Genomic DNA, 24,675 nt, shown 5'->3' with positions numbered 1-24,675 from the left:
CGGTCCCTTTTTTGTGGCCTATCAAACAGTTGCCTGAAAAGCTTTGTTGGCGTTTACTGCCGGTAAGGGAGGCAGATGCATGGAAAAACTCAAAGCGACAGTTGAGCGGCTCTACACGGCGCACACGCCAGACGCGGTGAAATTTCGTTATGCGCTGATCATCTTTGATTTTGTCACTATCCTGTTCTTCATCGCCACCGCGCATGTGCCTTATGGACCAGGATTGATCCTCGCCAGCCGTGTCACTGGGGTGATCATCTGCCTTGATTTGGTGGCGCGTTGGTGGGTGGCGGAGGATCGCCGATTTTTCCTCACACGTATCTACACGATTGCCGATGTGGTGGTGATTGGGTCGCTGTTCATCGACCCTTGGCTCTCTGGCGATTTGGCGTTTTTGCGGGTGTTGCGTGGGCTGCGCCTGATCCACTCCTACCACTTGCTGTATGATCTGCGCCGCGACAGCCGCTGGTTCCGCACCCACGAGGACGCGGTGATTGCGACCATCAATCTGTTTGTGTTTGTCATGGTCACGTCGGCTTCGTCTTTGGTGTTTTTCATCGATAGAGAAGCCACGGCCACGCCTTTTATTGACGCGATGTACTTCACCGTGGCGACCTTGACGACCACCGGCTACGGCGACATCACCTTGAACAGTCCGGGCGGGAAGTTGTTTTCCATCTGCATTATGGTGGGGGGGGTGGCGCTGTTTGTGCAGTTGGCACAGGCGATCATCAGGCCGCAGAAAGTGCGTCACAAATGTGAGAGTTGCGGTTTGCTGCGCCACGATCCGGACGCGGTGCATTGCAAACATTGTGGCGCAACAATCTGTATCGAGACCGATGGTGCCTAGAAGTAGTGCGCCAGTATCACCAGGGTGAACAGCAGTGTGATCTCGGTGATCTGCTGCGTCGCCCCTAAGACGTCGCCAGTCTGACCGCCAATTTTCACCCGGGCCGTGGCGGAGCACAGCGCTGCCATCACAAAGGCCACGCCGGTGAGGATCACCCCCGGTACACCCACACATCCAAAGGCGGTCACACCCGCCAACGCAAAACCTGTGAGCGCGCCGGTGCGTGGCGCACGGCCTTGCGAATGGCTTAAGCCATCGCTGCGGGCATGCGGCAGGGCGGCCATCACCAACGTCATGTTGGCACGTGACAGCATGGCCACGGCCAGTAATCCAAACATCCAGACGTCTGCTTCCAGCAAGATCGCAATGGCGCCCCAGCGCGCGGCAATCGATAAACACAGCGCAATCACGCCATAGGCACCAATGTGGCTATCGCGCATGATCTCTAAGCGCCGCGCCTTGTCCCAGCCGCCCCAGAACCCATCCGCCGTGTCGGCCAACCCGTCTTCGTGCATCGCACCACTCATCACCACCATGGCGGTGAGCCAGACCAAAGCTGCCAATACGGGGGGTAGACCGATAAAGAGCAAGGCCGCTGTTGGCAGGGCGGCGAGCAGGGCCAGAGCGGCACCCGCAATGCTGTAGGCCCAGGCCGCACGTGCGCCGCGTGAAAAGTCTGCTTTCACCGGCAGACGTGTCAAAAGCGCCAAAGCGGTGTTGATGTCGCGGGGGCGAAACGGTGACGTGTCGGAACTGGCCATACCTGCGTCTTTTTCCTCACTTGCCGGGGGCTGGATATGAGGTAAACAGCGCTAACGTTAAAAATTCAACAGGAGCCCGGCCAATGTCCGCAGAATTCACCACTTTGGCAGAGTTTAAAACACTTTTGGCGGCTGCACCCGGTGTGGATCAGAAAGCGCTGGACGGAGCCGAAGAGCGCAATGGCCAGCTGACCAAGCCGCCGGGCGCCTTGGGCCGACTGGAAGACATGGCGATCTGGTATGCTGGGTGGCGTGGCAATCCTCGCCCCAGCATTGAGGCACCCCAAGTGATTATCTTCGCGGGCAACCACGGTGTGACCGCGCAAGGCGTGTCAGCTTTCCCTACGGAAGTGACCGAACAGATGGTGCTGAATTTTCAGCACGGTGGGGCGGCAATCAACCAGCTAAGCAAAGCGGCTGGTGCCGATTTGGATGTGATTGCGTTGGATCTGGATACGCCGACTGCGGATTTCACCCAAGGCCCGGCGATGACCGAGGCTGAGGTTGTGGCGGCGCTGCTGTCAGGCTGGACTGCGGTCAAAGACTCCACCGACCTTTTGGTTGTGGGCGAAATGGGCATTGGCAACACCACCAGCGCGGCGGCGATTGCACATGCGCTTTATGCCGGAGAGGCGGAAGAGTGGGTTGGCCGTGGCACTGGTGTGGATGAGGCCGGATTGGCCACCAAAGCGCGCGTGGTGCGTGAAGGTGTGGCGGCGAACAACACGCCCAAAGGACTGGAAGCGCTGCGCTGCCTTGGCGGGCGTGAGTTGGCCGGCATGGTTGGTGCAATGGCACGGGCGCGCGTGCTGCGCATTCCGGTGATCCTGGATGGCTTTATTGCGACGGCCGCAGCCGCAACGATTGGCGAAGAGGTCGACGATGCGCTGGATCACATGATCGCAGGCCATGTGAGCGCAGAGAGCGCACACCCGGCGCTTTTGGCGCAGCTTGGGAAAGAGCCGATTTTGAGCCTCAACATGCGGTTGGGGGAAGGCTCTGGCGCGGCGGTGGCGATCAGCATTCTGAAGGCGGCTGTGGCTTGCCATTCGGGCATGGCCACCTTTGCCGAAGCTGGTGTGTCGGGCAGCTAGGCTCGACGGTTTGGAGCGCGTTTAGGCGCGCTCCTCTGGGTCGCTGTCGAGTTGGGCGAGCAACACATCCTGAAGCTCTTTCTCCAGTGACCGTGCGCGTTTTTTATACGCCTCATTTTTGGACAGAGGAACGTCCTCGCTCCAGAGCTGCGCCAACTCCTGCATGGCAAAGCGGTCGTGTTTATAAAACGCCTGTTCCGCATGCGCCGCCTCATACTCGCTGAGGCCGATATTTTCCAAAACATAACGTCCGGCCCGCAGCGAGCTGTCAAACATCTCCCGCACAATGTCGTCCGCACCTGCTTTATATAGTCGATACACGTTACCGCGGTCCCGCGCGCGGGCGATGATATGCAGGTCGGGCCGTTCGCGCCGTGCAAAGGCCACAAGTTTGACCGAGGCCTCCATATTGTCCAAAGCCACCACCAGGACCCGCGCCTCGCGCAGGCCAGCGGCATGTAAGATTTCAGGGCGGGTTGGGTCGCCAAAGAAGCCTTTCACGCCAAAGCTGCGCATGTTCTCGATGGCTTTCATGTCGTTATCAAGAACCACGGTTTGATAGCCCGAGGAACGCACCAGACGGTTCACGATCTGCCCAAATCGCCCAATGCCCGCAATGATGACGGGGCCGGTCTCGTCGACTTGATCCGGTTCGTGTGCCTGATCGCCATCGTGGTGGTCGCCAAAATGCTTGGACAGAACGTCATGCAAAATGAACAGCAGCGGCGTGATCAGCATGGTAAGGGCGACCACCAACAGGTACTTTTCGGCCGCCCAGGCGGGCAACACATGTTGCTGCTCGGAAAAGGTGATCAGCACAAAGCCAAATTCACCTGCCTGGGCTAAGCCCAGCGTGAAAAGCCACAGATTGCGGCGGCGCAGGCCAAAGGCCCGTCCGATGACAAACAGTACAGCTGCCTTGATGGCAATGAGGCCAAGAGTGAACCCAATAATCTGGCCCGGAGCACGGGCAAAGACATGGAAATTGATCTGGGCGCCCACGGTGATGAAAAACAGCCCCAACAGCAGCCCTTTGAAGGGGGCGATGTCACTCTCCAGCTCGTGGCGGAACTCCGAGTTTGCCAAAAGCACACCCGCAAGGAAGGTGCCGAGGGCAGGGGACAGTCCTACCAATTCCATCAGCAGCGCAATGCCGACCACAATCAGCAGCGCCAACGCGGTGTACATTTCCGGCAGATGGGCGGCGTGAATAAAGCGGAAAACAGGCCGCATCAAAAACAGACCACCAAATACAATTGCCCCCACCGCGCCTAGGGTCACCAAGGTGACGCCCCAAGCTGGCAGACCATCCACGAGCGACAATTGGTGCGAAGCCTCTGTGATGTCATCTACAATTGATCCGTCTTGGGCAATTTCCAGGGTTCCGGAGATTGCCAGAAGCGGCAACAGTGCCAACATCGGGATCACTGCGATGTCCTGTGACAGCAGAACAGAAAAGGTAGATCGCCCGCCGCTGGTCTGCATCAGGCCCTTTTCTGTCAAGGTTTGCAAGACGATAGCGGTCGAACTCAGAGAGAATATCAGACCGGTTGCAATCGCCATGTTCAGCGGGATGCCCAGAAACAAGGCGGCCGTGGCCACCGCGCCTGTGGTCAGGCCAATCTGCAGTCCCCCCAGCCCAACCAGCTTATCCTTCATCGCCCAAAGCGCGCGGGGGTCCAGTTCCAGACCAATGATAAACAGCATCATTACCACGCCAAACTCGGCGTAGTGCAGAAGCTCATCTGCCTCATGCGTGCCAACCAGCCCCAACACCGGCCCGATAATAATACCCGCCGCCAAGTAGCCCAGCACTGAGCCCAACCCGAGGCGGGACGAAATCGGCACGGCGATCACTGCCGTGATCAAGAAAATGGTGGCAGTATAAAGGGCGTCTTCCATACGTCCTGTGTCCTATTCTGTCGCGGCGCTCAGGTCGGCAGCGGGGCGTCTCGTTTGAGTTGGTCCATGACAATCTGACTTTGCACACGGCTTACGGCGGCATGTGGGAGCAAAACCTCATGAATCAAGCGGTTCAGCGCATTGAGATCCTCACAATAGGCCCGCAGCAAATAGTCTGCATCACCGGTCAATGTCCATGCGCTGACAATTTCGGCGCGGGTGCTGATCAACGTGGCAAAGCTTTGCGAGTTTTCCGGTCCGTGTGTGCCCAGTTGCACCTGAATGAACGCTTGCACCGACAGGCCCAGCTTTTGCGGGCTTAACCGGGCGTTGTAGCCTTCAATATAGCCTTCTGCTTCCAGTCGTTGCCGCCGCCGCCCCGCCTGGCTGGGTGATAGGTTGAGGATCTCCCCCAATTCCAATGCGGTGAGATGCGCGTTTTTTTGCAGCGCGGAGAGCAGGCGCATGTCGATGGTATCTAGCATGTGCGTATCTTTCGCGTGAAATGTAAACTTTGTGCGTAGACTACGCGGATTTTTATCAGATTGCACGTCAGTTCGCGGCGTTTCCGCATGATTGGCGGCGTAATCTTGCCTCAGCGAACATCACTAATCCAAAATTCCCCAAAAGGAGACGCGACATGGGTCCTTTCCCACATGATGCGCCACGCGCAGAAATTTCTGATTTTAACCCTGCAGGCACCGACGGCTTTGAGTTTGTTGAATTTGCCCATCCTGAGCCGCAGGAGCTGCGCGATCTCTTTGTCAAAATGGGCTACGTGCATGTCGCCAACCACAAGTCCAAAGCCATTGAGCTGTGGCAGCAGGGTGATGTCACCTACATTCTCAACAATGAACCAGGCAGCTTTGGCCTGCGGTTTGTTGAAGAGCACGGTCCTTGCGCACCGTCCATGGGCTGGCGTGTTGTTGATGCACAGAAGGCGTATGAACATGCGGTGTCCAAAGGTGCAGAGGCCTATGACGCGGACGACAAGACGCTGAACTGGCCCGCGATCAGAGGTATTGGCGGTTCATTGATTTACTTCACTGACCAGTATTTTGACACCTCGCCATTTAACGAAGAATTTGACTGGATCGTAACGTCTAAGCCCGAAGGTGACGGCTTCTACTACCTCGACCACCTGACCCACAACGTGTTCACAGGCAACATGGACAAGTGGTTCAAGTTCTACGGCGACCTGTTCAATTTCCGTGAAATCCGCTTCTTTGATATCGAAGGCAAGTTCACCGGTCTTCGGTCCCGCGCGCTGACTTCGCCTTGCGGCAAAATCCGCATCCCGATCAACGAAGATCGCGGCGAAACCGGTCAGATTGTTGCGTACCTTAAAAAGTACAACGGCGAGGGCATCCAGCATATCGCTGTGGGCACCGATGACATCTACGGCTCCACAGATGCGATTGCGGACAAGGGCATCAAGTTCATGCCTGGTCCAAATACAGCTTATTACGAGCTTTCAAAAGATCGGGTTGTGGGTCATGACGAGCCGCTTGACCGGATGCAGAAACACGGCATCCTGATTGACGGCGAAGGTGTGGACGATGGTGGCGAGACCAAAATCCTGCTGCAAATTTTCTCCAAAACCGTGATTGGCCCCATCTTCTTTGAGTTTATCCAGCGCAAGGGTGACGATGGCTTTGGCGAAGGCAATTTCAAAGCGCTGTTTGAAAGCATCGAACGCGAGCAAATCGAAAGCGGTGAAATTGAAGCCGCCGAATAATCTGCCAAAAAACAACCTTCCGACCTAGGTTGGAGCGAGGGAAGCGTCGTCCATTTATACGGTGGGCGGCGCTTTTTATTTGTCAAAAGCGTATTGTTTAGTTCGACTACACTTCTAAGCTGATTACAGAAGTCTTTTTTCAGAAGAGTGGTTCCATGTTGAAATTTACCCTTGGCGCTATGGGTGCGCTGCTTGTTTCGACGGCTTCATTTGCAGCCGACATTACGGTCTATACGGCCCAAAAAATTATTACGATGGAAACCAACATACCGGAGGCCTCGGCGGTGGCCGTGATGGACGGGCGTATTGTTTCAGTCGGCAGTCTTGAGACGTTGAAGGACTACGTTGAGACTCAAGGTACTGTGATCGACACCCAATTTGCCGACAAAGTGCTGATGCCTGGCTTCATCGACCCCCACATCCACCCCTCCTTGCCGGCGGTTCTGACGCAGTTTCCATTTTTAGCTCCGGACGACTGGCATCTGCCAACGGGTGACTTCCCGGGCGCGAAAACCCATGACGACTACATTGCCAGCCTGAAGGAACTGGTCGCCGCGCATGAGGCGTCCGAGCACGACGAGACAGTGCCCTTTATCGCCTGGGGCTACCACCAGCTGTGGCACGGAGATGTGACGCGGGCAGTGCTCAATGAATTGTTCCCTGACACGCCTGTGATGGCCTGGCATCGCAGCTTTCACGAAGTGATCGGCAACGATGCAGCCTTTGATCTGCTAGGAGTGACTGAGGTTGATGCTCAGGTTTATCCCGACCAAGCCAATTGGGAGGACGGGCATTTCTGGGAAAACGGCGCTAAGGTTCTGGTATCAAAAATGCCGTTTTTGTTTGCGCCGGATCGCTTTGGCAAAGGCATGGAGAATTTCTATGAGATGCTACACCAAGCGGGGGTGACAACTGCACTGGATATGGGCACCGGGGTTTTTGGCGACCCTGTTGGGGAAATTGCTCTGATCCGTGGCACCGCAGACCGGGTGCAACCGCCGACTCGGCTGGTGCTGACACCGCTGATCACAGATTTTCTGGCACGTAAAAAGACTCCGGACGAGGCCCTGGCTGAGATCGAAAGCTGGCGTGAAGGCAATACGGATTTGGTTGCAGTTAAGAACCACTTCAAGATCATGATGGACGGTGCGATTTTCTCCGGGCTCTCGCAATACGGTTTTCCCGGCTACAAAGACGGCCACGAAGGCATCTGGATGGCGCCACTAAGTGAGACCGAGAAATGGGCGCGGTTTTTCTGGAACCAAGGATTCCAAATCCACGCCCACACCAATGGTGATAAATCTGCGGAAGCTCTGATTGGGATTGTGCAGCGGGCACAGGCGGAAACGCCGCGCTTTGATCACCGGACAACACTTGAGCACTTTGCCTTTGCCCATGAAGAGCAGCTGCGCCAGATGGGCGCGCTTGGCATGGCGGTGTCGGCCAACCCTTATTACCAGTACATTCTGGCGGACGCCTATGCGCAGAACTGGCTGGGCGAGGATATTGCCCGTTACATGGTGCCTTTAGGCGCTGCACGGCGCCAGAACGTGACCGTGGCGTTGCACTCGGACAATCCTATGGCGCCATTAAGCCCGTTGGTGCTGGCGGACGCCGCAGTCAATCGCACCACAATTAATGGGTTGCAGAATGCCCAGATCGAAGCGTTGACCGTGCACGAAGCTATGCGCGCGATCACCATCGACGCGGCGTGGGTTATGAAACGCGAACAGGATTTGGGCTCGATCCGAGCTGGCAAACGCGCGGATTTTGTGGTGCTGGAAGACAACCCTTATGAGGTGCCCACTGCAGAGATCAAAGACATTGAGATCTGGGGCACGGTCTTTGAGGGCAAAGTGCATCCAGTGGTCAAAAACTAGGCCTCAACCTTTCGGCATTTTCAAGACAACGTTGCGCTTGCCTTTGGTGTAGTGCAGCTCGTCTTCGCTGATGGCGGACACACGGCCGCCGTCAACGCGGTCGCCCACTTGAACTTTTTTGTAACGGCCGCTGGACAGACGCACCAAAGCCCGGCGGTTGGAAGAGGTCCCATAAACGCCAATCAGGTTCACTTTGTTGAGGTTGATGGCGTTTTTGATGGTGGCCTGACGCGCCACGGAGGCTGTGGTTGGAATATCCGGCACCACAGATGCCGCAGCGGGGACAGCCACCGCGGCGGCGGTCGCTTTCTCAGGGGCAGCCCGGGCCGCCAGCTGCGCAATATTGGCAGGTTTCAGGCGCGGGCGCGGGGAGGCTTTGACAGCGTATTGGGTTGGCGTCGTGTCTTTTTCATCCGCCAGCTTGGCGTTTTGTGGACGCAGCTTGGGACGGATGGTTGCCAATTCCTCAAGCGTCAAACCGCCAAAGGTGGCGCGCTCGTTTTGCTCCAACAAATCGCCAGGGCGCAATTTGGGGCGCACGGTTGCAAGGCGGGTGTTGTCGGCTGCGCTGATGTGCGGTTCATCACCCACCTTGATGCGTTTTGGGTAGGCGGCAGGCACCACAGGCGGGCGCCCGGCAAAAACCATCACCCCTTCGGGGTTGAGTGCGCCGTCAGCGGTGGCCACCACCAAACCGCGCTCATCCAGATCAAACGTTGTGTCAGCGGCCACCGGGCTGACTTGCGCACGGGCCGGAGTGTCGGTGTCCAGTGCTTCAGGCGCAACCAAGGCCACGGCGTCAAAACCTATGGTGTCGCGATCTACCGAGGCGATGTAAATGTCGTCGCTGCTGTCAGACACCAATTCCAAGGGCTGTTCCGGTGCGCGCTGCCAGATGCCAGTTACCGCGTAGCGCGCCTCCGCTTTCACTGGATCGACATTGCCATCGCTGACTTCATCCATCATCGCTTCGATTTCGGCACTGTCGGTGATGCTTTCGGGAATAAGTGGTTCCAACAGGGCCGTTTGCGCATCGTCGTTTGGGCTTGGCGTCATGCCGTCTGGCACAGTCACCACCATCGGTGCGTCTACGGGTGGTAGGCTGGGGGCGACTTCAGGCGCTGGTGCCACGGTGGCGACAACATCGGTCTCAGGTGCTGGTGCCGCCGCGATGACCGCGCCTTCTGCTGCCGACTCCGCTGCGGGTGCGTCAGCCACTCGCACGGCCTCTGACTCATCTGCGCCAAACAGCCCGGCCAAGCCCTCTTCGGTGGCAAAAGACGCCCACAGCGCGACAATCGCCATCAACACCAAAAGCAAAGTGGTTAGGATCAGCCCCAGATGCCTTGGTTTGCCGCGGACCTCTTGAGCGCCCGCGCCAAACATTGCCGCTTTCTGTTTCTCTTTGTCGGAAGCGTTTTGGGCAGCCTGTTTTGTTCCTTTTCCAGCCTTGGGTGCAGGGCCGGCCACTTTGGTTTTGCTGCGTGCACTGGCAAACGTGGCGGCCTCCGTGTCCGTACCGGAGGGGGCCGTGTCTTTGCTGGTTTTGAGTCCCACAACCGCCTTGGCTGGATCAAACCGTAAGGGAGGCGTTTTGTTGTCGCCTGAGTCCGTGGGAATGCTCGGTGCGTTGGTGCCAGAGACTTTGCGGGTGACACCGCTTAACTCAGGAGCGGATTTGGTCTCTTCCGGTGCTTTCTGAGCACGGATCGAGGCAAACGCGGCAGCGGGTTCTTCGGCAGGTTTCTCGGCCTTTTGGTCGGGCGTGGATTGGGGTGCTGCCTTGGTGTTCGGTGGGGGGGGAGGCTGTGTGCCGACGGCCGCTTTTGATGGTGCGCCTGTCTTGGAAACCACTGGTTTGGGCGCGGCGGCTTCCGGTTTGGGTTCCGGTGTCGCTGCTTTTGGCACAGGGGCAGAAGGTTGGTCTTGAGTGACGTTGGTTTCACCAGCCTCCAGTTTCGTCGCAGATGCCAGAGGCTTTGCACCAGACACCTTCTCTGGCGTGTCTGCAATCGGCTCAACCGGAGCCGCTGGCACGTCTACAACAGGCTCGGGGAACTCTTTTGGCAGAGGTCCGGAGCCTACAACCACAATCGCGGTTTTTTCGGCGGTGACCTTGATGCCAGCTGCACGGGCGCGGGCTGTGTCGCCAAAATCCGGCGCACTGGCAAAACTGTCCTCAGACGGCATCGCAGAGAACCCAACCGGGTTGAAAGCGTGTTCCACGGCGAAGGCTTCTGCCTCATCTAGCGTGTCACGTGCCACAGCGGCCACCTGTGGTGCGCGGCCCTGTACGGCAATGTCAAACACCAGCTGATCGGCACGGTAGGGGGTTTCAACCTCCAGCGCGTCTTCGGCTTGCTGGCGGCGCTTTTTCTCACTCATCCGGCCGGTCGGCAGGGTCAGGTATTTGATCTGATCATTGGGCAAAACCAGCGTGGTGGTAAAATCGTCGCCCTCAACCGCAACGGCTTGTGCGCGCAGCTTCGCCAGATCAGCAGCCAGATCCGGACTGTCCAGCCCCACTTCGCCCAACAAATGCCAGCCGCCCGGCACGCGGGTCAAAAGGCCAATGCCCTCAAAAGAAAGTGTAAGCGCAAGATTTGCGGTCATGCATCAAGCCCTAGCATGCAGTGATTGGCAAAGCGTGGCCTTGCCCAGAATTGTAGGATTTATAGCAAGTTATCGCCGAAGGGGAAGAAAAAGCCGCTCTGATTTGATGGCTTGTCGGCGGTTTGCGGCCACAAAGTGACCCAATGGTAAACAAAGACCGCCCCAATCCCAAGATTGGAGCGGTCTGTTGTCTTTTGTTCGAAAGCCTTGCGACTTAGCTGTGAGCCTTCTTCAGCGCCTGATCCAGATCGGCCATTAGGTCCGCGCTGGTCTCTGTGCCAATCGAAATGCGCACCACATTTGGTCCTGCACCTGCCGCCTCCTGCTGCTCTGGAGTCAACTGGCGGTGGGTGGTGGAGGCGGAGTGGATCACCAAGCTGCGGGTGTCACCTAGGTTGGCGACGTGGGAGAAAATCTCCAGACTGTCGACAAACTTCACGCAGGCGTCATAGCCCCCTTTGAGCGCCACAGTGAACAGGCCACCAGCGCCTTTTGGGCAGATCCGCTCAACCCGATCATGATAGGGTGAGGAGGGCAGACCAGCGTAGGTCACATAGTCGACGTGATCATGCCCTTCGAGCCAACCGGCGACGGTTTTGGCGTTCTCCACATGGCGCTCCATACGCAACGACAGCGTCTCAATGCCCATCAGCGTGTAATGCGCAGCTTGTGGGTTCATGGTCATGCCAAGATCACGCAGACCAATGGCGATGCCGTGGAAGGTGAAGGCCAGCGGGCCAAAGGTCTCGTGAAAACGCAACCCGTGGTAGGCCGGTTCCGGCTGGCTCAACGATGGAAACTTGTCGCTGGCGGACCAGTCAAACTTGCCGCTGTCGACAATACAGCCGCCGGTCACAGTGCCGTTGCCGGTCAGATATTTGGTGGTGGAATGCACAACCAAAGAAGCCCCCAAAGAAATGGGGTTACACAGGTACGGCGTGGCCGAGGTGTTATCGACAATCAGCGGAATGCCAGCCGCGTCGCTGATTTTGGCCAGCGCTTCGATGTCAGTGATGTAGCCGCCTGGGTTGGCGATGGATTCACAGAACACCGCGCGGGTGTTTTCATCAATCGCCGCCGCCACGGCATCCAGATCATCTGTGTCCACAAACGTCGCGGACCAGCCAAAGCGTTTGATGGTCTGGCTGAATTGCGTGATGGTGCCGCCATACAAGCGGGACGAAGCCACCACGTTGCAGCCCGGTTGCATCAGTGGGAACAGCGCCATGATCTGTGCCGCGTGACCGGAGGAGCAGCACACTGCGCCCACGCCACCCTCAAGCGTCGCAATGCGCTCTTGCAGAACAGCCACGGTTGGGTTGGTCAGGCGGGAGTAGATGTAGCCCACTTCTTGTAGGTTGAAGAGCGCAGCGGCGTGTTCGGCATCGCGGAACACATAAGCTGTGGATTGGTAAATTGGCGTCTGGCGTGCACCTGTGGCCGGATCTGGGCGCGCGCCCGCGTGAATTTGCAATGTGTCAAAACCGTATGTCGCTTCAGACATCGTTGTTCTCCCTAAAATTATCGCGCCAAGTGTTAGGCACAGCATGCGCAGCACGCAACCGGTGTTGCATGCGGAAACGACCGCAAAGTCGGATTTCCTAAAAATGCTGCCGCGCCGGGACGCGGTGTCAGCAAAATGGTCGTGAAAGCGAAAGCCGTTCGCTAATAAATTGGATATAGTTTAGCGCAGCCAATAACCGTTTTTCTTCAGCATATTGCGAATGGCCTGTTCTTTGCGCGGCAGGTGAGCCTGATCAAACAACGCGCGGGCTTTATGGCCGCGGTTCTGATAAATCATGCGCTTAAACGGGTCATATTGCTTCAGTACCTTTTTGATTTTATTGGGCGCGGCCACCTCTTCGAGCACCTGCATCACGGCGTCGCTTTCGCGAGCATAAAGCAGAGGCATCAGGCGGTAATGGCAACTCACAGACCCATCCAAATATCCGGCTGGTAAGGCGTCCCGTCCACCACCCAAGCCGTGGATCACCAAAGGCAACACAATTTGGTCGAGCCAGGGGTAAATTGCCTGACAGGCCAGCTCGTCTAGGGGATTGTCGCTGACGCTGCGGGCGTACTCAAGGAACAGCTCACCAAACACTTTGGGGCAGCGATAATAAAAGAAACCCGCGTTGAAATACGAATATCGCCGCCAGTATTCATCTGGTTGGCTCAGATCGAGCGAGCTTTCAAAATCCAATCCAAACCGATCATAGAGGGACTTCCAGATGCCGGTGTATTGCGGGCCGTACAAAGGTGGGATCGGCCAAGTGCCTTCCACCCGCAGCGAGGCGGATGGTTTGTCAAAGTCAAACGGCACCTTGCTTAACTCATCCAGAATGAGTGTGTCGGTGTCAAAAAATACAAACGGTTCACCCGCGGGCAGGGCAGAGAGCAGCTCAATCTTGTTGCCATAAGCGTAAGGCTCGCCAAACACCGGTGTCTCAAACGGCAAAATCTCGGCGCCAAGGTCTTCCAGCAGCGCCCGTACCTCCGGATTGCCGATGCGCGGATCTTTCTCCCAGCGTGGTCCCGGGGCGGGTTCCGCCACATAAAGCTTGCCCGTGAAGTTTGGGGATTTGGCTTTGAGCGAGGCCGCAAACAGTGCCGCCTCATATTGCAAACGGCCATTTTGGCCCACCACAACAACGTTGAATGCCTGCGATTTCAGCGCTTTACTTGTCATTTTCTATTGCCCTGCACGATGCTTGCGCCGACTATACGCCCCATAGGCCCGTGGCAAAAGCGGGCATTACACTTTTTGAAGAAATCATAGAAAGGAGTTTGCTTATGCAACTTCATCACATTGCCGCTCTCGGTTTCTTTGCGCTGGCCGCACCCGTATTGGCGGAAGATCGTGTGGCCGAAGACCAAACCCCAACCGGCAAGTTTTTGACCGCGGGCGAGGTGCGCCCCATCCTAGATGCCACCAAAACCAGTTGGATCGGCGTGCGGGAATTTGACGGCCAGGATCTGGTCTATTTCACCCACCTGCTGGCCTGGCGCTGTGGGCTTTATGAGGTGCAGTATTCCATCAACGACGGTGCGGCGGAGGTCTTTCCAATCCCGGAATGTCCGCCGGACATTGAGAATGCCATGGCCATTCCCGAAGACACGCAGATTTTTGTCACACAGCCGCTTGGCTCTGTGGAAACAGTTGATGTGACGTTGTTGTATGACGATCTGGGCACAGATGTGGTGCAATACAAACGCGCCGCCGTGTTGATGCCTTAAGCGTCAGTCTCATTTGCCAGCGCACGGTGCGTAGCGGCTTCAATCCCAGCTGTGCAAAAGGCGATCAGCTCGTCCAAATGGTTGGCGGCAATTGGGGTTGTGTCGCCAAGGGCCTCCATGCGCCACTGAGATGTGATCAGTGCCAACATGCCCGCAACGGAGTAGACAAAGCCACTGGCGACCGCCGCGCGGGCTGTGGCCGGGTAGAGCGCCGCAATCTCCTCGACAAAGCGGTTTGCCGTGGGATCAAAACAGATTGCGGCCAGGTCTTTCCACCGCGAGTCCGCAGACACAAAAGCCACGATCCGCGCGTAGGCCACCCACTGTGGCCCGCCCACATCGATTTGCTCAAAAAATGGCCCAAAGAAGCATTCCAAGACCGCGGGCAGCGACAGCGCGCTTTGCGCCTTTCGCGCTTCTAGGGCCGTTATGCGGGCCTCTGCCAAAATATCCGCCCGCCGCGCCACAACCCGCCAAAACAATTCTTCTTTGCTGCCGCCGTGATGATTGACCAATGCGCCTTGTACCTCAGCTTCTGCGGCGATGATACGAATCGAGGCTGCATCGTAGCCGTCTCGGGCAAACACCCGTTCTGCCGCATCCATAATCCGGTCTCGCGTTTCCAAGGCCCGCTTGGATGGCGCTCTTTGTCGTTGTTTTTCTTGAGGAATGTTCTTCAGCATAAAAAGAGCTTGCCTTATTTTTAACGACTGTTCAATTTAAAAGTCACGAGGGACGGGGATAGATATGGACACGCGCGACAAATATGCTCTGATCGGGGCTGGACCCATGGGGTTGGCAATGGCCAAGGTGCTACAGGAGCAGGGCATCGCTTTTGATGGCTTTGAGTTGCATAGCGATGTTGGCGGTCTCTGGGACATTGATGCGCCGCGTTCCACAATGTATGAAAGCGCGCATCTGATTTCGTCGAAAACAATGACGGAGTTTGCTGACTACCGGATGAAGGAGGAGGTCGCCGAATACCCATCTCATCGGGAAATGGCGCAGTATTTCCGCGACTTTGCCGAGCATTTTGAACTTCGCGCGCACTACCAGTTCAACACGGAAGTGGTGCAGGTGTCCCCATTGGGCGATAGCGGAGACGGCTGGCGGGTGATCACCCGTCAGGATGGACAGCAGAAAGAGGCGATCTATGCCGGTGTACTGATCGCCAACGGCACGTTGAGCGAACCTAACATGCCGCATTTTCCAGGGCAGTTTGACGGCGATCTGATCCACGCATCGCGGTACCGTCATCCAGAGCAGTTCGCCGGAAAACGGGTGCTGATTGTTGGGGCGGGCAATTCGGGCTGTGACATCGCTGTGGATGCCGTGCATCACGGGGCAAGCTGTGACATCTCCATGCGACGCGGGTACTATTTCGTGCCCAAATATGTTTTTGGCAAGCCGGCAGACACCATGGGGGGCGCCATCAAATTGCCGATGTGGCTCAAACGCCCAATCGACAGTCTTATCCTCAAATGGTTTGTCGGAGATCCTCAGAAATACGGTTTCCCCAAACCTGACTACAAACTCTATGAAAGCCATCCCGTGGTGAACTCGCTGGTGCTCTATCACGCGGGCCATGGCGACATCAGCATTCGTGGCGATATTGCCGAGATGTCAGGCCACACGGTCACTTTCAAAGACGGAAGTGCAACAGACTACGATATGATCCTCGCCGCCACCGGCTACAAACTGCACTATCCGTTTATCGACAATACACTACTCAATTGGCGTGGAGATGCGCCACATTTGTATCTGAACGCCTTCCATCCGGCGCGCGATGATCTCTTTGTGCTTGGCATGGTGGAGGCCACGGGTCTTGGTTGGCAAGGCCGTCATGAACAAGCTGAGCTTGTCGCCCGGTACATCTCCGGTCTGCGCAAAGGTCACAAGGTGGCGCAAAAACTCCAGCAAGAGAAAGCAGCCAGCTATGATCGCGCGACGGGAGGAATGGATTACCTCAATCTTCCTCGAATGGCGTATTATGTCGACAAAGCCACTTATCGCGGGGCGGTGATGGGGTGGATCAAGTCGTTGCAAGCGGGGCAAGGCTGATGGACAGCACAGGACTGGACAGCGTGGTGCTGAATTTCAGCGCGACCTCCATGACCGTGCTCAACATGGTGTTGGCGGTCGTGATGTTCTCCATTGCAATTGACCTCACACCCAGTGATTTCCGCAGACTGCTTTATACGCCGCGCGCTCTTCTGACGGGTCTTGCCAGCCAATTTCTGCTGCTACCTGCGTTGACTTTTTTGTTGGTGCTGGCCACCCAACCACAGCCTTCAATTGCGTTGGGGCTTATTCTTGTTGCGGCGTGTCCTGGCGGTAATATCTCCAACTTCATCACCCACCGCGCGGGCGGTAATGCGGCGCTCTCTGTGTCGATGACCGCCTTTGCCACTGTGGGGGCCATTGTGCTCACGCCGCTCAATATCGCATTTTGGGGCGGGCTTTACGGGCCAACGCGTGACATTCTTCGGGCCACAGAGATCGATCCGGTGTCCGTGGCAATCACTGTGGGGTTTATGTTGGTGTTGCCGCTCATCCTCGGCGTCACCCTCAGAGGAGCAAAGCCTGCGCTGGCCGCCCGCTTGCGCGGGCCGCTGCAAACACTCTCCATGGTCATATTCCTGACTTTCATTGTCTTGGCGCTGGCAAGCAACTGGCAGAATTTCAAACTGTTCGCAGGCGCAGTTGCCCTGTTGGTTTTTTTACACAACGCATTGGCCTTGGCCGGAGGCTATGGCCTCGCGACGCTGGCCCGGCTGTCGCCATTTGACCGGCGCGCGGTGACAATTGAGACCGGCATTCAAAACTCCGGCCTTGGATTGATCCTGATCTTTGGATTTTTTGGCGGTTTGGGGGGCATGGCCGTGGTCGCCGCCTTTTGGGGGTTTTGGCATGCGGTCACCGGATTAGGTTTGGCCGCCTTGATGAACCGCACAAAGGCAAACCGATGACTCGTATCCTGATCACAGGGGCCGCCGGGATGGTGGGCCGCAGTTTCTTGGCTGAGCTGTCCAACACCCCACATGATGTCATCGCGTGTGACGTGGTGGTGCCCAAATGCCTGCCGGACAATGCGCGGTTCTGCCCGATGGACGTGACCACCGACGCGCCCCTGCGGGTGATAACACGTCATCAACCGGATGTGATCGTGCATCTGGCTTCTATCGTGACCCCTCCAGACAGCAGCGGCCGTGATTTTGCTTATGGTGTTGATGTTACTGGGACAAAAAATGTGGTCACAGCCGCTCTGGCGGCCGGCACCAAACGGCTGGTGGTGACATCCTCAGGCGCAGCCTATGGCTACCATGCTGACAATCCCGTGCCCCTCAAAGAGACGAACGCCTTGCGTGGCAACGCGGCATTTCCCTATGCCCATCACAAACGTCTTGTTGAGGACTTCCTGACCGAAACGCGCAGCAACGCGCCACAATTGGAACAGGTGGTGTTGCGGGTGGGAACGGTGTTGGGGGCCCAAACCAACAACCAAATCACGGATCTTTTTCACAAGCCGCGTCTTTTGGCCATCCGGGGGAGCGACAGCCCATTTGTGTTTGTTTGGACCCGCGATTTGGCACGTATATTGGTGCGTGCTGCCACAGATGGCCCCACAGGCATTTACAACGTAGCGGGGGACGGAGCCCTTGGCGTGCAGGCGCTTGCAGACATTCTGGATAAGCCCATTTTGCGTTTGCCTGCATGGACCGTCAAAGCAGCGCTTGCCATTGCACGGCCTCTTGGACTGTCTCGCTACGGCCCAGAACAGGTGCGCTTCTTGCAGTACCGACCTGTCTTAAGCAATGACGCCCTCAAGCGTGCCTTTGGCTATACTCCGGAAAAAACCAGCCGTGAGGTGTTTGAACACTGGCTTAAGGCGCAAGAGTCATGAGCATGTCCCTGAAATCTCAGTCACAGAAAACCGCCGTGATCTCCGGTGGGGCGGGTGGCTTAGGAACCGCCTTATCCGCGCAGCTGCAAGATGAAGGTTGGCAGGTGGTTTTGCTGGATTTGAATGTGGATCATCTGTCCACAACTGCCACGCAACAGGCCATGAAATGTGACATTACCAATCCGCAAGCGCTGCAAGAGTGTTGCGCCACAATTCTATCCAGTCACCCCAGCATTGATCTGGTGATCTACGGGGCAGGGGTGACCGCGATTGCGCCTATTGAAGACCTTAAAGAGCAAGCCCACCGCCGCCTGTTTGACATAAACTATTTCGCGGCGGTGGCCATGGCGCAAGCCTTTCAACCAGCACTGCGCGCCTCCAAAGGCACGCATTTGGCGATCACCTCCGTTGCGGGTTTTGCCCCGTTGCGGCACCGCGCCAGTTATGTGGCGTCCAAGCACGCTATGACCGGGTTCTTTGCCTCGCTGCGGATTGAGGAAGCGAAATTTGGCGTAAAAACCGTGATTGCGGCGCCGGCTTTTGTGGCGACCAATGTGGGCAACCCAGACGCCGACAAAAACGGGCTGACGCGGCCGGGGGCGGCACAAGACGCGGTGGATGTGGTCACGCCAGAACAAGCGGCCAGTATCATTTTGAGAGGGCTAAAACGGGGTAGATCCGACATATTTGTCGGACGCGTCGCCAGATTGTCGGACGTGATGATGCGATTGTCCCCAAAGCTTTATGGCTGGGTGATGCGACGGACAATACAGTCAAAACCCAAAGAGTGACACTTACGACCAAAAGCTGTGAGCTGTATCCACTTGAAAACAAACGCCAAGCAAGTGGTGCGCTGCTCGGCGGAAATCATAGTTTGTCGTCGGTTTTGAGAAAGTGGTGGGCGACCCTGGAATCGAACCAGGCGTGCGTCTCCGCGAGGGAGTTACAGTCCCCTGCCACACCTTGCGGCCTGTCGCCCACTTTCCTGAGGCGCGCTGGCCTCGGTGTGAGGGGTATTTATTGGCATGGGCTGGGGTCGTCAACCACAAAATACCTTGCAGAGGCCGCTTCTTTTCCGCATTGGTGAACCCTCTTTATTTTGAAGGTGTCAGAGCGATGAAAAAACCCAAATGGGTCGTGCAAAAAGAACAGCAGAAACGCAAAGATGCGGCGGAAACCGTCTGGTTGTTTGGCCTGCATGCGGTGCGCGATGCTTTGGCGAATCCCAAGCGGGAAAAACTGCGACTCATCGTGACCAAAAATGCCGCCAACAAGCTGGCGGACGCCATTGCTGAGTCCGGGATGACGCCTGAGGAAGTGGATCCGCGGAAGTTCAGCGCGCCGCTTGATCCGCAATCCGTGCACCAGGGCGCGGCCTTGGAGGTGAAGCCGCTGAACTGGGGCAAATTGACGGACGTGGCGATTGCGGACGATGATCGCCCTCAGCGCCTGATCCTGCTGGACCGGGTCACCGACCCGCACAACGTTGGCGCCATTCTGCGCTCCGCCGAAGTCTTTGGCGCTTTGGCAGTGATTGGCACCCGCCACAACTCCGCCCCGGAAACTGGCGCCTTGGCCAAAACTGCAAGTGGCGCGTTGGAGCGCCAGCCGTATCTGCGCCTGCGCAACCTGGCCGACACAATCACTGAGCTGCAAAGCATCGGCTACCTTGTATTGGGTCTGGATGGCGAAGCTGAGACAACGATTGAAACTGCGTTGGCAGACCGTCACGATGCGCCGATCGCACTGGTGCTGGGGGCCGAGGGGCCGGGCTTGCGCCAAAAAACCAAAGAGACAGTGGATCAATTGGTGAAAATTGACTTTGCGGATGCCTTTGGCTCCTTGAATGTGTCCAATGCAGCCGCCGTGGCGCTTTATGCGTCTTTGCCACGCAAAAACTGATCCCATTCACTTTCTGATAAAAATCCCCTCCGGAGGCTCCCAACAGAGCCTCCGCATGCCTAGATGGGATTGGGCAGAGCTATAGCTGAGGGAGAGCGTCATTCCACATCCATCCAAAATCGCCACCTGCTGTTATTGTGGTGCCCGTGCTGCGTTGGTGCTGGCTGGCGACACCCGCCATGAGTTGGCCTGCAGCAAGTGTGGTGCGCCTCTGCACAATCTTAAACAAATGCCGCGCCCGGCGTCTGGAAAGGATACGGCGCATTTTGCGCATCCCATCCGTACTCCAAAGTCCAAAGGTAAAATGGCGCATAAGTCGGACAAACGTGCCGCCAACGCCAAGCCACATTGGAAAGATACACCCAACCCCAAGAAGAAAAAATCCAAGAAGAAACGCGGGAAATGGGCCAAAGATCTGTTTGAAGATGTGTTTGACGTGATTGAAGATATCTTTGATTGAGCGGAATTCTGCCCAATCTGTTAACCACTTGTTCATGAGAATCTCGCACGGTCTTTACATCCAATTCTGCGAACATACGTAGTGATGTAAGAGACACGGACTACGGAGCTTCCGTGTTTCCCTTCACTGTCCCTCGTTCCGAACTTGCGCCCAAGGTCCCTCTTGGGCGCTTTTTTTTGGCTTTTTTTCTGGGAGTGTCTCTGTAGGGTGGCGGTGAAATCACACCTCTCAGCACAAGACACATTATCATGACATATCCCGACCCTTTTTTGCGTGACATTCTGAAGCGCAGCAAAACAATTGCCGTGGTTGGCGTGTCGATGAACCCGGTGCGGCCGAGCTACTACGTGGCGCGGTATTTGTCCCTCAAAGGCTACACGGTCATTCCTGTGAATCCCGGACACGCAGGCAAGGAGCTGTTTGGTGCCACCATACACCCAAGCTTAAGCACCATTCAGGAACCTGTGGATATGGTCGATATTTTTCGCCGGTCAGAGGCAGTGCCGGCGATTGTGGAGGAAGCATTGGACCAGTTTCCAGCACTACAGACAATCTGGATGCAAATTGGCGTAGAGCACGCAGAGGCAGCAGCAGTTGCTGAGGCGCGTGGTGTGGATGTGGTGCAAAACCGCTGCCCGAAAATTGAATATCAACGGCTGTTTGGGGAGCTGCGCATGGGCGGCTTCAATACCGGTGTGATTTCGTCAAAGCTCTAGGCCGCGGGCTCGCTGGCATTTTTGGATTTGACCAATTCACCCATCACTTTCGCGAGCTCGTCTTTGCGGAACGGTTTGCCCAGACATGCGTTCATGCCAGCTTTCAGGTAACTGTTGGTTTGCTCTGGTAAGATGTTTGCAGAGAGAGCCACGATGGGCGTGTGTTGATTGGGACCGGGATGCGTCCGAAGAATTTCGGTGGCCTCCACGCCATCCATGTCCAACAGCTGAATATCCATAAGGATCAGATCATAGCGTTTGGCCGCACAGTGTTGCAGGGCAGGGCGCCCATCCTCCACCATGTCTACGTCAACCCCCATGCTCTCCAGAAAACGCCGCACAATCATTTGGTTGGTGCGGTTGTCCTCTACCACCAACGCCTGGACACCACCAAAACTTGTGATGGTCGGTGCGCTGGCCTGCTGCGGTGTTTCTTTTGGGGCGTCGACGGCCACAAGTGGAACTGTGAACCAGAAGGTGCTGCCTTTGAAGGGAGCGCTCTCCACGCCAATTTCCCCGCCCATCAGCTCCACCAGCTCCTTGGAGATCGACAGGCCCAGTCCTGTGCCGCCGTACCGCCGGTTGGTGGCAGAACTGGCTTGCTCAAATTTGTTGAATACACGCGCTTGGGCTTCTTGGGTGAGGCCAATGCCTTCATCCCGCACGGCGATATGCAGCAGCGCACCTTGTACCGATACAATCAATGTCACCGCACCGTTTTGAGAAAACTTGATTGCGTTGCCAACCAAATTGGTGATCACCTGATTAAGGCGCGTCGGATCGGCGGAAATCCAGGCTGGCACATCAGCGGCAATTTGGATGTCCAACGCGAGTTCTTTGGCTTTGGCCGCTCCGGATTGTGCAGCCGAAATGCCGGTCAACATTTCTCGGGTCGCAAACGGAATGTTTTCGATGCTCACGCCGTGTGCGGCAATCTTGGAATAGTCCAACACATCGTTGATCAAGGTCATCAGGCTGCGACCAGAGCTGCGCCCGGTGGCCACCAGAGATTTCTGGTCTTCGGTCATCTCTGTTTCGTCCAGAAGTTGAAGAATGCCGGATAACCCATTGAGAGGTGTGCGAATTTCATGACTCATCTTCGCCAGGAACTCACTTTTTTCCCGATCCGCCCGCTGCGCTTCATCACGCAATTCAATCAATCGGGCCTCTTTGCGGCGGATCTCGTTGTGAAACATGGTGAGTCCGACCATGAGAGTTGCGATAACCAGGGCGGTTGCCAAGGCCGCGCTGAGCGGCAAGGCTTCGAGCAGGAAGGCCGCCGCGACGAGATTGAGCGTGACCACAATCGCGGTGCCCCAGGCCGCGCGTTGTCCAATCAAAAGTAGGGTTAGAACTGGGGGGCCGATCAAGAAGATCTCTTGACGCCACAAGTAGTCGGAATCTTTGAACATCAAAAGGTTGGTGTGGGAAAAGTACACAAGCTCCAGAGCCAAAGTGCTCAACACCATGCTCTTGGTTTTGTGCCAAATCAAAGGTGTCAGAAAGTATCCCAGCACAAAAACGATCGATGCGGTTGCCAATAGCACGTCGTACTGTGGGTCAGTGGTGTGCAGGTACATATTGTAAAGGGCAGCAACGACGCCCAAAATGCCGGAGAACCCGCACAAGAGCTTTGCACGGGTGGCCTGAAATCCGTGGCTTTGAAGCTGCTGCGGCCAGAAGTAGTTTCTGATCGCGGCGCCAAAACCTCTGGAACCGTCGGTAGTCATGACATCTGCAGTCTTGTTGCCTAGGTTTCTTTGATGACGCGTAGAATCTTAAATTTACCTAAAGTTCGCTTGCCAGGTGCGGAACTTGGACCGAAAAACCCTTCTTTTTATCGTTTGCGCCCCGCTTGTACGACGTGGCGCTCCTCCCAGTTGTACCGGCTGTCTTCCAGTACCGGCGACCAGAACAGATACCCGCCATACCGCCAGGGGTCGAGCACGATGCCTTCGCGCATTTTTCCGCCACGGGCGCTCATCACAACTGTGCTGTGCTCGATCAGAATGGTGTCGTGGTTGGCAATGGCGCGGTGCATGTCCAGGGTTTCAAACTCTTCTTGGCGCAGGCGGGTTTGCAGGTCATCCGCCCAATGCCAGCACAGCCCTCGCGGGCGCCGTCCTTGGTTGACCTTGGCGTTGTGCATCAGCGCACTATCGGTGACGTTGTAGTCACGGCGTAGCACCAGCGAATAATTGTAGGATATCTCTGCCGCACGTGCGGCCTCGGCTGGGTCCACGGTGGGATCAAGAGAGATCAGCGCTTGAGCCAACCCACCCACATCCGCTGGGGCTTTCTCTTGCGGCGCACCACACGCCATCAAAACCACTGTCACCAAAAGCGACAGTCCCACCCGTAAATTTGCAATCATCAACTCGATGCCTCTTTGGACTTTTGCGTGACTATAGGCTGCCGCACAAAAATGCCAAAGCTTTTGCTCAGCTTGTGGGGCGCGCCGCTTTTTCCGCCACGCCGCTGAGGCCCTGACGCCGCGCCAGCTCTGCCAGTACATCGTCCAGTGCCACGTCGCGCGCCTCCAGCATCACCAGCAGGTGATAGAGCACATCCGCCGCCTCGTAGGTCAGCTTCTCGCGGTCGCCTTTGACAGCCTCAATTACGGCTTCGATGGCTTCTTCGCCAAACTTCTCCGCGCATTTCTCTGGCCCTTTGGCCAGAAGCTTCGCCGTCCAGCTGCTTTCCGGGTCTGCTTTGGCACGCTCAGCAATGGTCGCGGCAAGGTCGTTTAGAACACTCATGTCAGCCTCATTGGAATACCGGCGTCGTGCATATGCTGTTTGGCTTCCTGCACGGTGTATTCGCCAAAGTGGAAGATCGATGCCGCCAAAACTGCGCTTGCGCCGCCTTCGGTCACGCCCTCAACCAGGTGATCGAGCGTTCCGACGCCGCCGGAGGCAATTACCGGCACATTAACCGCGTCGCTGATGGCCTTGGTCAGCGGTAGGTTGAAGCCCGCCTTGGTGCCGTCGCGGTCCATGGAGGTCAGCAGGATTTCACCTGCACCTTTGGCCACCACCAGCTTGGCAAATTCCACCGCATCAATGGGGTTGCCGTCTTTGTCCAAGGCCTCTTTGCGCCCACCATGGGTGAAGATACCCCATTTGTTGGGCACGCCATTTTCATCATGGCCAATGGTCTTGGCATCAATTGCGCAGACAATGCACTGGCTGCCAAATTGCGCGGCGGCTTCGGCAATCACATCCGGGTTGGCGACGGCAGCAGAATTGAAGCTCACTTTATCCGCACCCGCCAGCAAAAGCTTGCGCACATCGGCCACGGTTCGCACGCCGCCACCAACGGTCAGCGGAACAAAACACTGTTCTGCGGTGCGCTGTACCATATCAATCATCACACCGCGGTTGTCGTGCGTGGCATGGATGTCCAGAAAACAGATCTCATCTGCACCAGCCGCGTCATAGGCACGGGCTGCCTCTACGGGGTCACCGGCATCGCGCAGGCCAACAAAGTTCACACCTTTGACCACACGGCCATCAGCGACATCCAGACAGGGAATGATACGGGTTTTCAGCATATCGGAGCTTTCTCAAAGCGTTGCGCCCCTCCTTAGCGTGGCAGGGCGCAACGTGCAATCTGCTC

23 protein-coding genes and 1 tRNA gene are annotated in these 24,675 nt (G+C 56.7%); 12 read left to right on the top strand and 12 right to left on the bottom strand.

Annotated features, from left to right (window positions below):
* The first annotated feature begins 79 nt into the window (after window positions 1-79).
* Window positions 80-850 carry a potassium channel family protein gene (locus tag QOL67_RS06825; protein WP_283425215.1) on the top strand — a complete coding sequence of 257 codons (771 nt, stop codon included), beginning with the start codon at window positions 80-82 and terminating at the stop codon, window positions 848-850.
* Here QOL67_RS06825 and cobS read toward each other — a convergent pair.
* Window positions 847-1,611, bottom strand: coding sequence for an adenosylcobinamide-GDP ribazoletransferase (gene cobS, locus QOL67_RS06820; RefSeq protein ID WP_283425214.1), 765 nt, complete (start codon window positions 1,609-1,611; stop codon window positions 847-849). The two genes, QOL67_RS06825 and cobS, sit on opposite strands and share 4 nt — an antisense overlap.
* Before the next feature lie 83 nt (window positions 1,612-1,694).
* Here cobS and cobT point away from each other — a divergent pair, with 83 nt between their 5' ends.
* On the top strand, window positions 1,695-2,705 hold the full coding sequence (cobT, locus tag QOL67_RS06815; RefSeq protein ID WP_283425213.1) for a nicotinate-nucleotide--dimethylbenzimidazole phosphoribosyltransferase: 1,011 nt from the start codon (window positions 1,695-1,697) through the stop codon (window positions 2,703-2,705).
* A gap of 21 nt (window positions 2,706-2,726) precedes the next feature.
* On the opposite strand, the gene QOL67_RS06810 is transcribed toward cobT, so the two are convergent.
* Window positions 2,727-4,607 carry a cation:proton antiporter domain-containing protein gene (locus QOL67_RS06810; RefSeq protein ID WP_283425212.1) on the bottom strand — a complete coding sequence of 627 codons (1,881 nt, stop codon included), beginning with the start codon at window positions 4,605-4,607 and terminating at the stop codon, window positions 2,727-2,729.
* 29 nt (window positions 4,608-4,636) lie between these two features.
* A complete protein-coding gene (locus QOL67_RS06805; protein WP_283425211.1) occupies window positions 4,637-5,092 on the bottom strand; it encodes an Lrp/AsnC family transcriptional regulator in 456 nt (151 codons plus the stop codon).
* Between the two features lie 155 nt (window positions 5,093-5,247).
* Between QOL67_RS06805 and hppD the strand changes: the two genes are divergently transcribed.
* Entirely contained in the window at window positions 5,248-6,345 is a 1,098-nt protein-coding gene (gene hppD, locus QOL67_RS06800) for a 4-hydroxyphenylpyruvate dioxygenase (protein ID WP_283425210.1), read from the top strand.
* Window positions 6,346-6,500: 155 nt separating this feature from the next.
* Window positions 6,501-8,225, top strand: a complete 1,725-nt coding sequence (locus QOL67_RS06795; protein WP_283425209.1) for an amidohydrolase — start codon at window positions 6,501-6,503, stop codon at window positions 8,223-8,225.
* 3 nt (window positions 8,226-8,228) lie between these two features.
* Here QOL67_RS06795 and QOL67_RS06790 read toward each other — a convergent pair whose 3' ends face one another.
* From QOL67_RS06790 to QOL67_RS06780, 3 genes are all read right to left on the bottom strand, one after another.
* Complete coding sequence (locus QOL67_RS06790) at window positions 8,229-10,838, bottom strand: hypothetical protein (RefSeq protein WP_283425208.1); 2,610 nt, start codon at window positions 10,836-10,838, stop codon at window positions 8,229-8,231.
* Between the two features lie 214 nt (window positions 10,839-11,052).
* Window positions 11,053-12,342, bottom strand: a complete 1,290-nt coding sequence (locus QOL67_RS06785; protein ID WP_283425207.1) for an O-acetylhomoserine aminocarboxypropyltransferase/cysteine synthase family protein — start codon at window positions 12,340-12,342, stop codon at window positions 11,053-11,055.
* A 180-nt stretch (window positions 12,343-12,522) separates the two neighbouring features.
* A complete protein-coding gene (locus QOL67_RS06780) occupies window positions 12,523-13,527 on the bottom strand; it encodes a hypothetical protein (protein ID WP_283425206.1) in 1,005 nt (334 codons plus the stop codon).
* A gap of 104 nt (window positions 13,528-13,631) precedes the next feature.
* Here QOL67_RS06780 and QOL67_RS06775 point away from each other — a divergent pair, with 104 nt between their 5' ends.
* Complete coding sequence (locus QOL67_RS06775) at window positions 13,632-14,075, top strand: hypothetical protein (RefSeq protein ID WP_283425205.1); 444 nt, start codon at window positions 13,632-13,634, stop codon at window positions 14,073-14,075.
* On the opposite strand, the gene QOL67_RS06770 is transcribed toward QOL67_RS06775, so the two are convergent.
* Window positions 14,072-14,680 (bottom strand): TetR/AcrR family transcriptional regulator, encoded by a 609-nt coding sequence (locus tag QOL67_RS06770; protein ID WP_283425204.1) that lies wholly within the window; start codon window positions 14,678-14,680, stop codon window positions 14,072-14,074. The genes QOL67_RS06775 and QOL67_RS06770 overlap by 4 nt on opposite strands.
* Window positions 14,681-14,822: 142 nt before the next feature.
* On the opposite strand from QOL67_RS06770, the gene QOL67_RS06765 reads away from it, so the two are divergent.
* The 4 genes from QOL67_RS06765 to QOL67_RS06750 are packed head-to-tail and all read left to right on the top strand — an operon-like array spanning window position 14,823 to window position 18,770.
* On the top strand, window positions 14,823-16,136 hold the full coding sequence (locus QOL67_RS06765) for a flavin-containing monooxygenase (RefSeq protein ID WP_283425203.1): 1,314 nt from the start codon (window positions 14,823-14,825) through the stop codon (window positions 16,134-16,136).
* Complete coding sequence (locus QOL67_RS06760; RefSeq protein ID WP_283425202.1) at window positions 16,136-17,044, top strand: bile acid:sodium symporter family protein; 909 nt, start codon at window positions 16,136-16,138, stop codon at window positions 17,042-17,044. The genes QOL67_RS06765 and QOL67_RS06760 overlap by 1 nt, the downstream gene beginning before the upstream one ends.
* Window positions 17,041-17,979, top strand: coding sequence for an SDR family oxidoreductase (locus QOL67_RS06755; RefSeq protein WP_283425201.1), 939 nt, complete (start codon window positions 17,041-17,043; stop codon window positions 17,977-17,979). Before QOL67_RS06760 ends, QOL67_RS06755 begins: the two co-directional genes overlap by 4 nt.
* Window positions 17,976-18,770: an SDR family NAD(P)-dependent oxidoreductase gene (locus tag QOL67_RS06750; RefSeq protein ID WP_283425200.1), complete on the top strand. Its 795-nt coding sequence runs from the start codon at window positions 17,976-17,978 to the stop codon at window positions 18,768-18,770. Before QOL67_RS06755 ends, QOL67_RS06750 begins: the two co-directional genes overlap by 4 nt.
* 104 nt (window positions 18,771-18,874) lie before the next feature.
* Here the strand turns inward: QOL67_RS06750 and QOL67_RS06745 are convergent.
* A tRNA-Tyr gene (locus QOL67_RS06745) sits at window positions 18,875-18,958 on the bottom strand.
* 137 nt (window positions 18,959-19,095) lie between these two features.
* Between QOL67_RS06745 and rlmB the strand changes: the two genes are divergently transcribed.
* From rlmB to QOL67_RS06730, 3 genes are all read left to right on the top strand, one after another.
* Window positions 19,096-19,881, top strand: a complete 786-nt coding sequence (rlmB, locus tag QOL67_RS06740; protein ID WP_283425199.1) for a 23S rRNA (guanosine(2251)-2'-O)-methyltransferase RlmB — start codon at window positions 19,096-19,098, stop codon at window positions 19,879-19,881.
* Between the two features lie 304 nt (window positions 19,882-20,185).
* Window positions 20,186-20,341, top strand: a complete 156-nt coding sequence (locus tag QOL67_RS06735; RefSeq protein WP_283425198.1) for a hypothetical protein — start codon at window positions 20,186-20,188, stop codon at window positions 20,339-20,341.
* Window positions 20,342-20,589: 248 nt separating this feature from the next.
* Window positions 20,590-21,057 carry a CoA-binding protein gene (locus QOL67_RS06730; protein WP_283425197.1) on the top strand — a complete coding sequence of 156 codons (468 nt, stop codon included), beginning with the start codon at window positions 20,590-20,592 and terminating at the stop codon, window positions 21,055-21,057.
* On the opposite strand, the gene QOL67_RS06725 is transcribed toward QOL67_RS06730, so the two are convergent.
* From QOL67_RS06725 to hisF, 4 genes are all read right to left on the bottom strand, one after another.
* Complete coding sequence (locus QOL67_RS06725) at window positions 21,054-22,787, bottom strand: ATP-binding protein (RefSeq protein ID WP_283425196.1); 1,734 nt, start codon at window positions 22,785-22,787, stop codon at window positions 21,054-21,056. The two genes, QOL67_RS06730 and QOL67_RS06725, sit on opposite strands and share 4 nt — an antisense overlap.
* Window positions 22,788-22,894: 107 nt before the next feature.
* Window positions 22,895-23,431, bottom strand: a complete 537-nt coding sequence (locus QOL67_RS06720) for a hypothetical protein (protein WP_283425195.1) — start codon at window positions 23,429-23,431, stop codon at window positions 22,895-22,897.
* Between the two features lie 67 nt (window positions 23,432-23,498).
* Window positions 23,499-23,816, bottom strand: coding sequence for a phosphoribosyl-ATP diphosphatase (locus tag QOL67_RS06715; protein WP_283425194.1), 318 nt, complete (start codon window positions 23,814-23,816; stop codon window positions 23,499-23,501).
* On the bottom strand, window positions 23,813-24,610 hold the full coding sequence (hisF, locus tag QOL67_RS06710) for an imidazole glycerol phosphate synthase subunit HisF (RefSeq protein ID WP_283425193.1): 798 nt from the start codon (window positions 24,608-24,610) through the stop codon (window positions 23,813-23,815). The genes QOL67_RS06715 and hisF overlap by 4 nt, the downstream gene beginning before the upstream one ends.
* Window positions 24,611-24,675: the final 65 nt, after the last annotated feature.

The organism is Shimia sagamensis, assembly GCF_900182745.1.
Taxonomy (GTDB): domain Bacteria; phylum Pseudomonadota; class Alphaproteobacteria; order Rhodobacterales; family Rhodobacteraceae; genus Shimia; species Shimia sagamensis.
The sequence above is the reverse complement of the archived record's forward strand: the minus strand, read 5'-3'. Positions and strand labels throughout refer to the sequence as shown.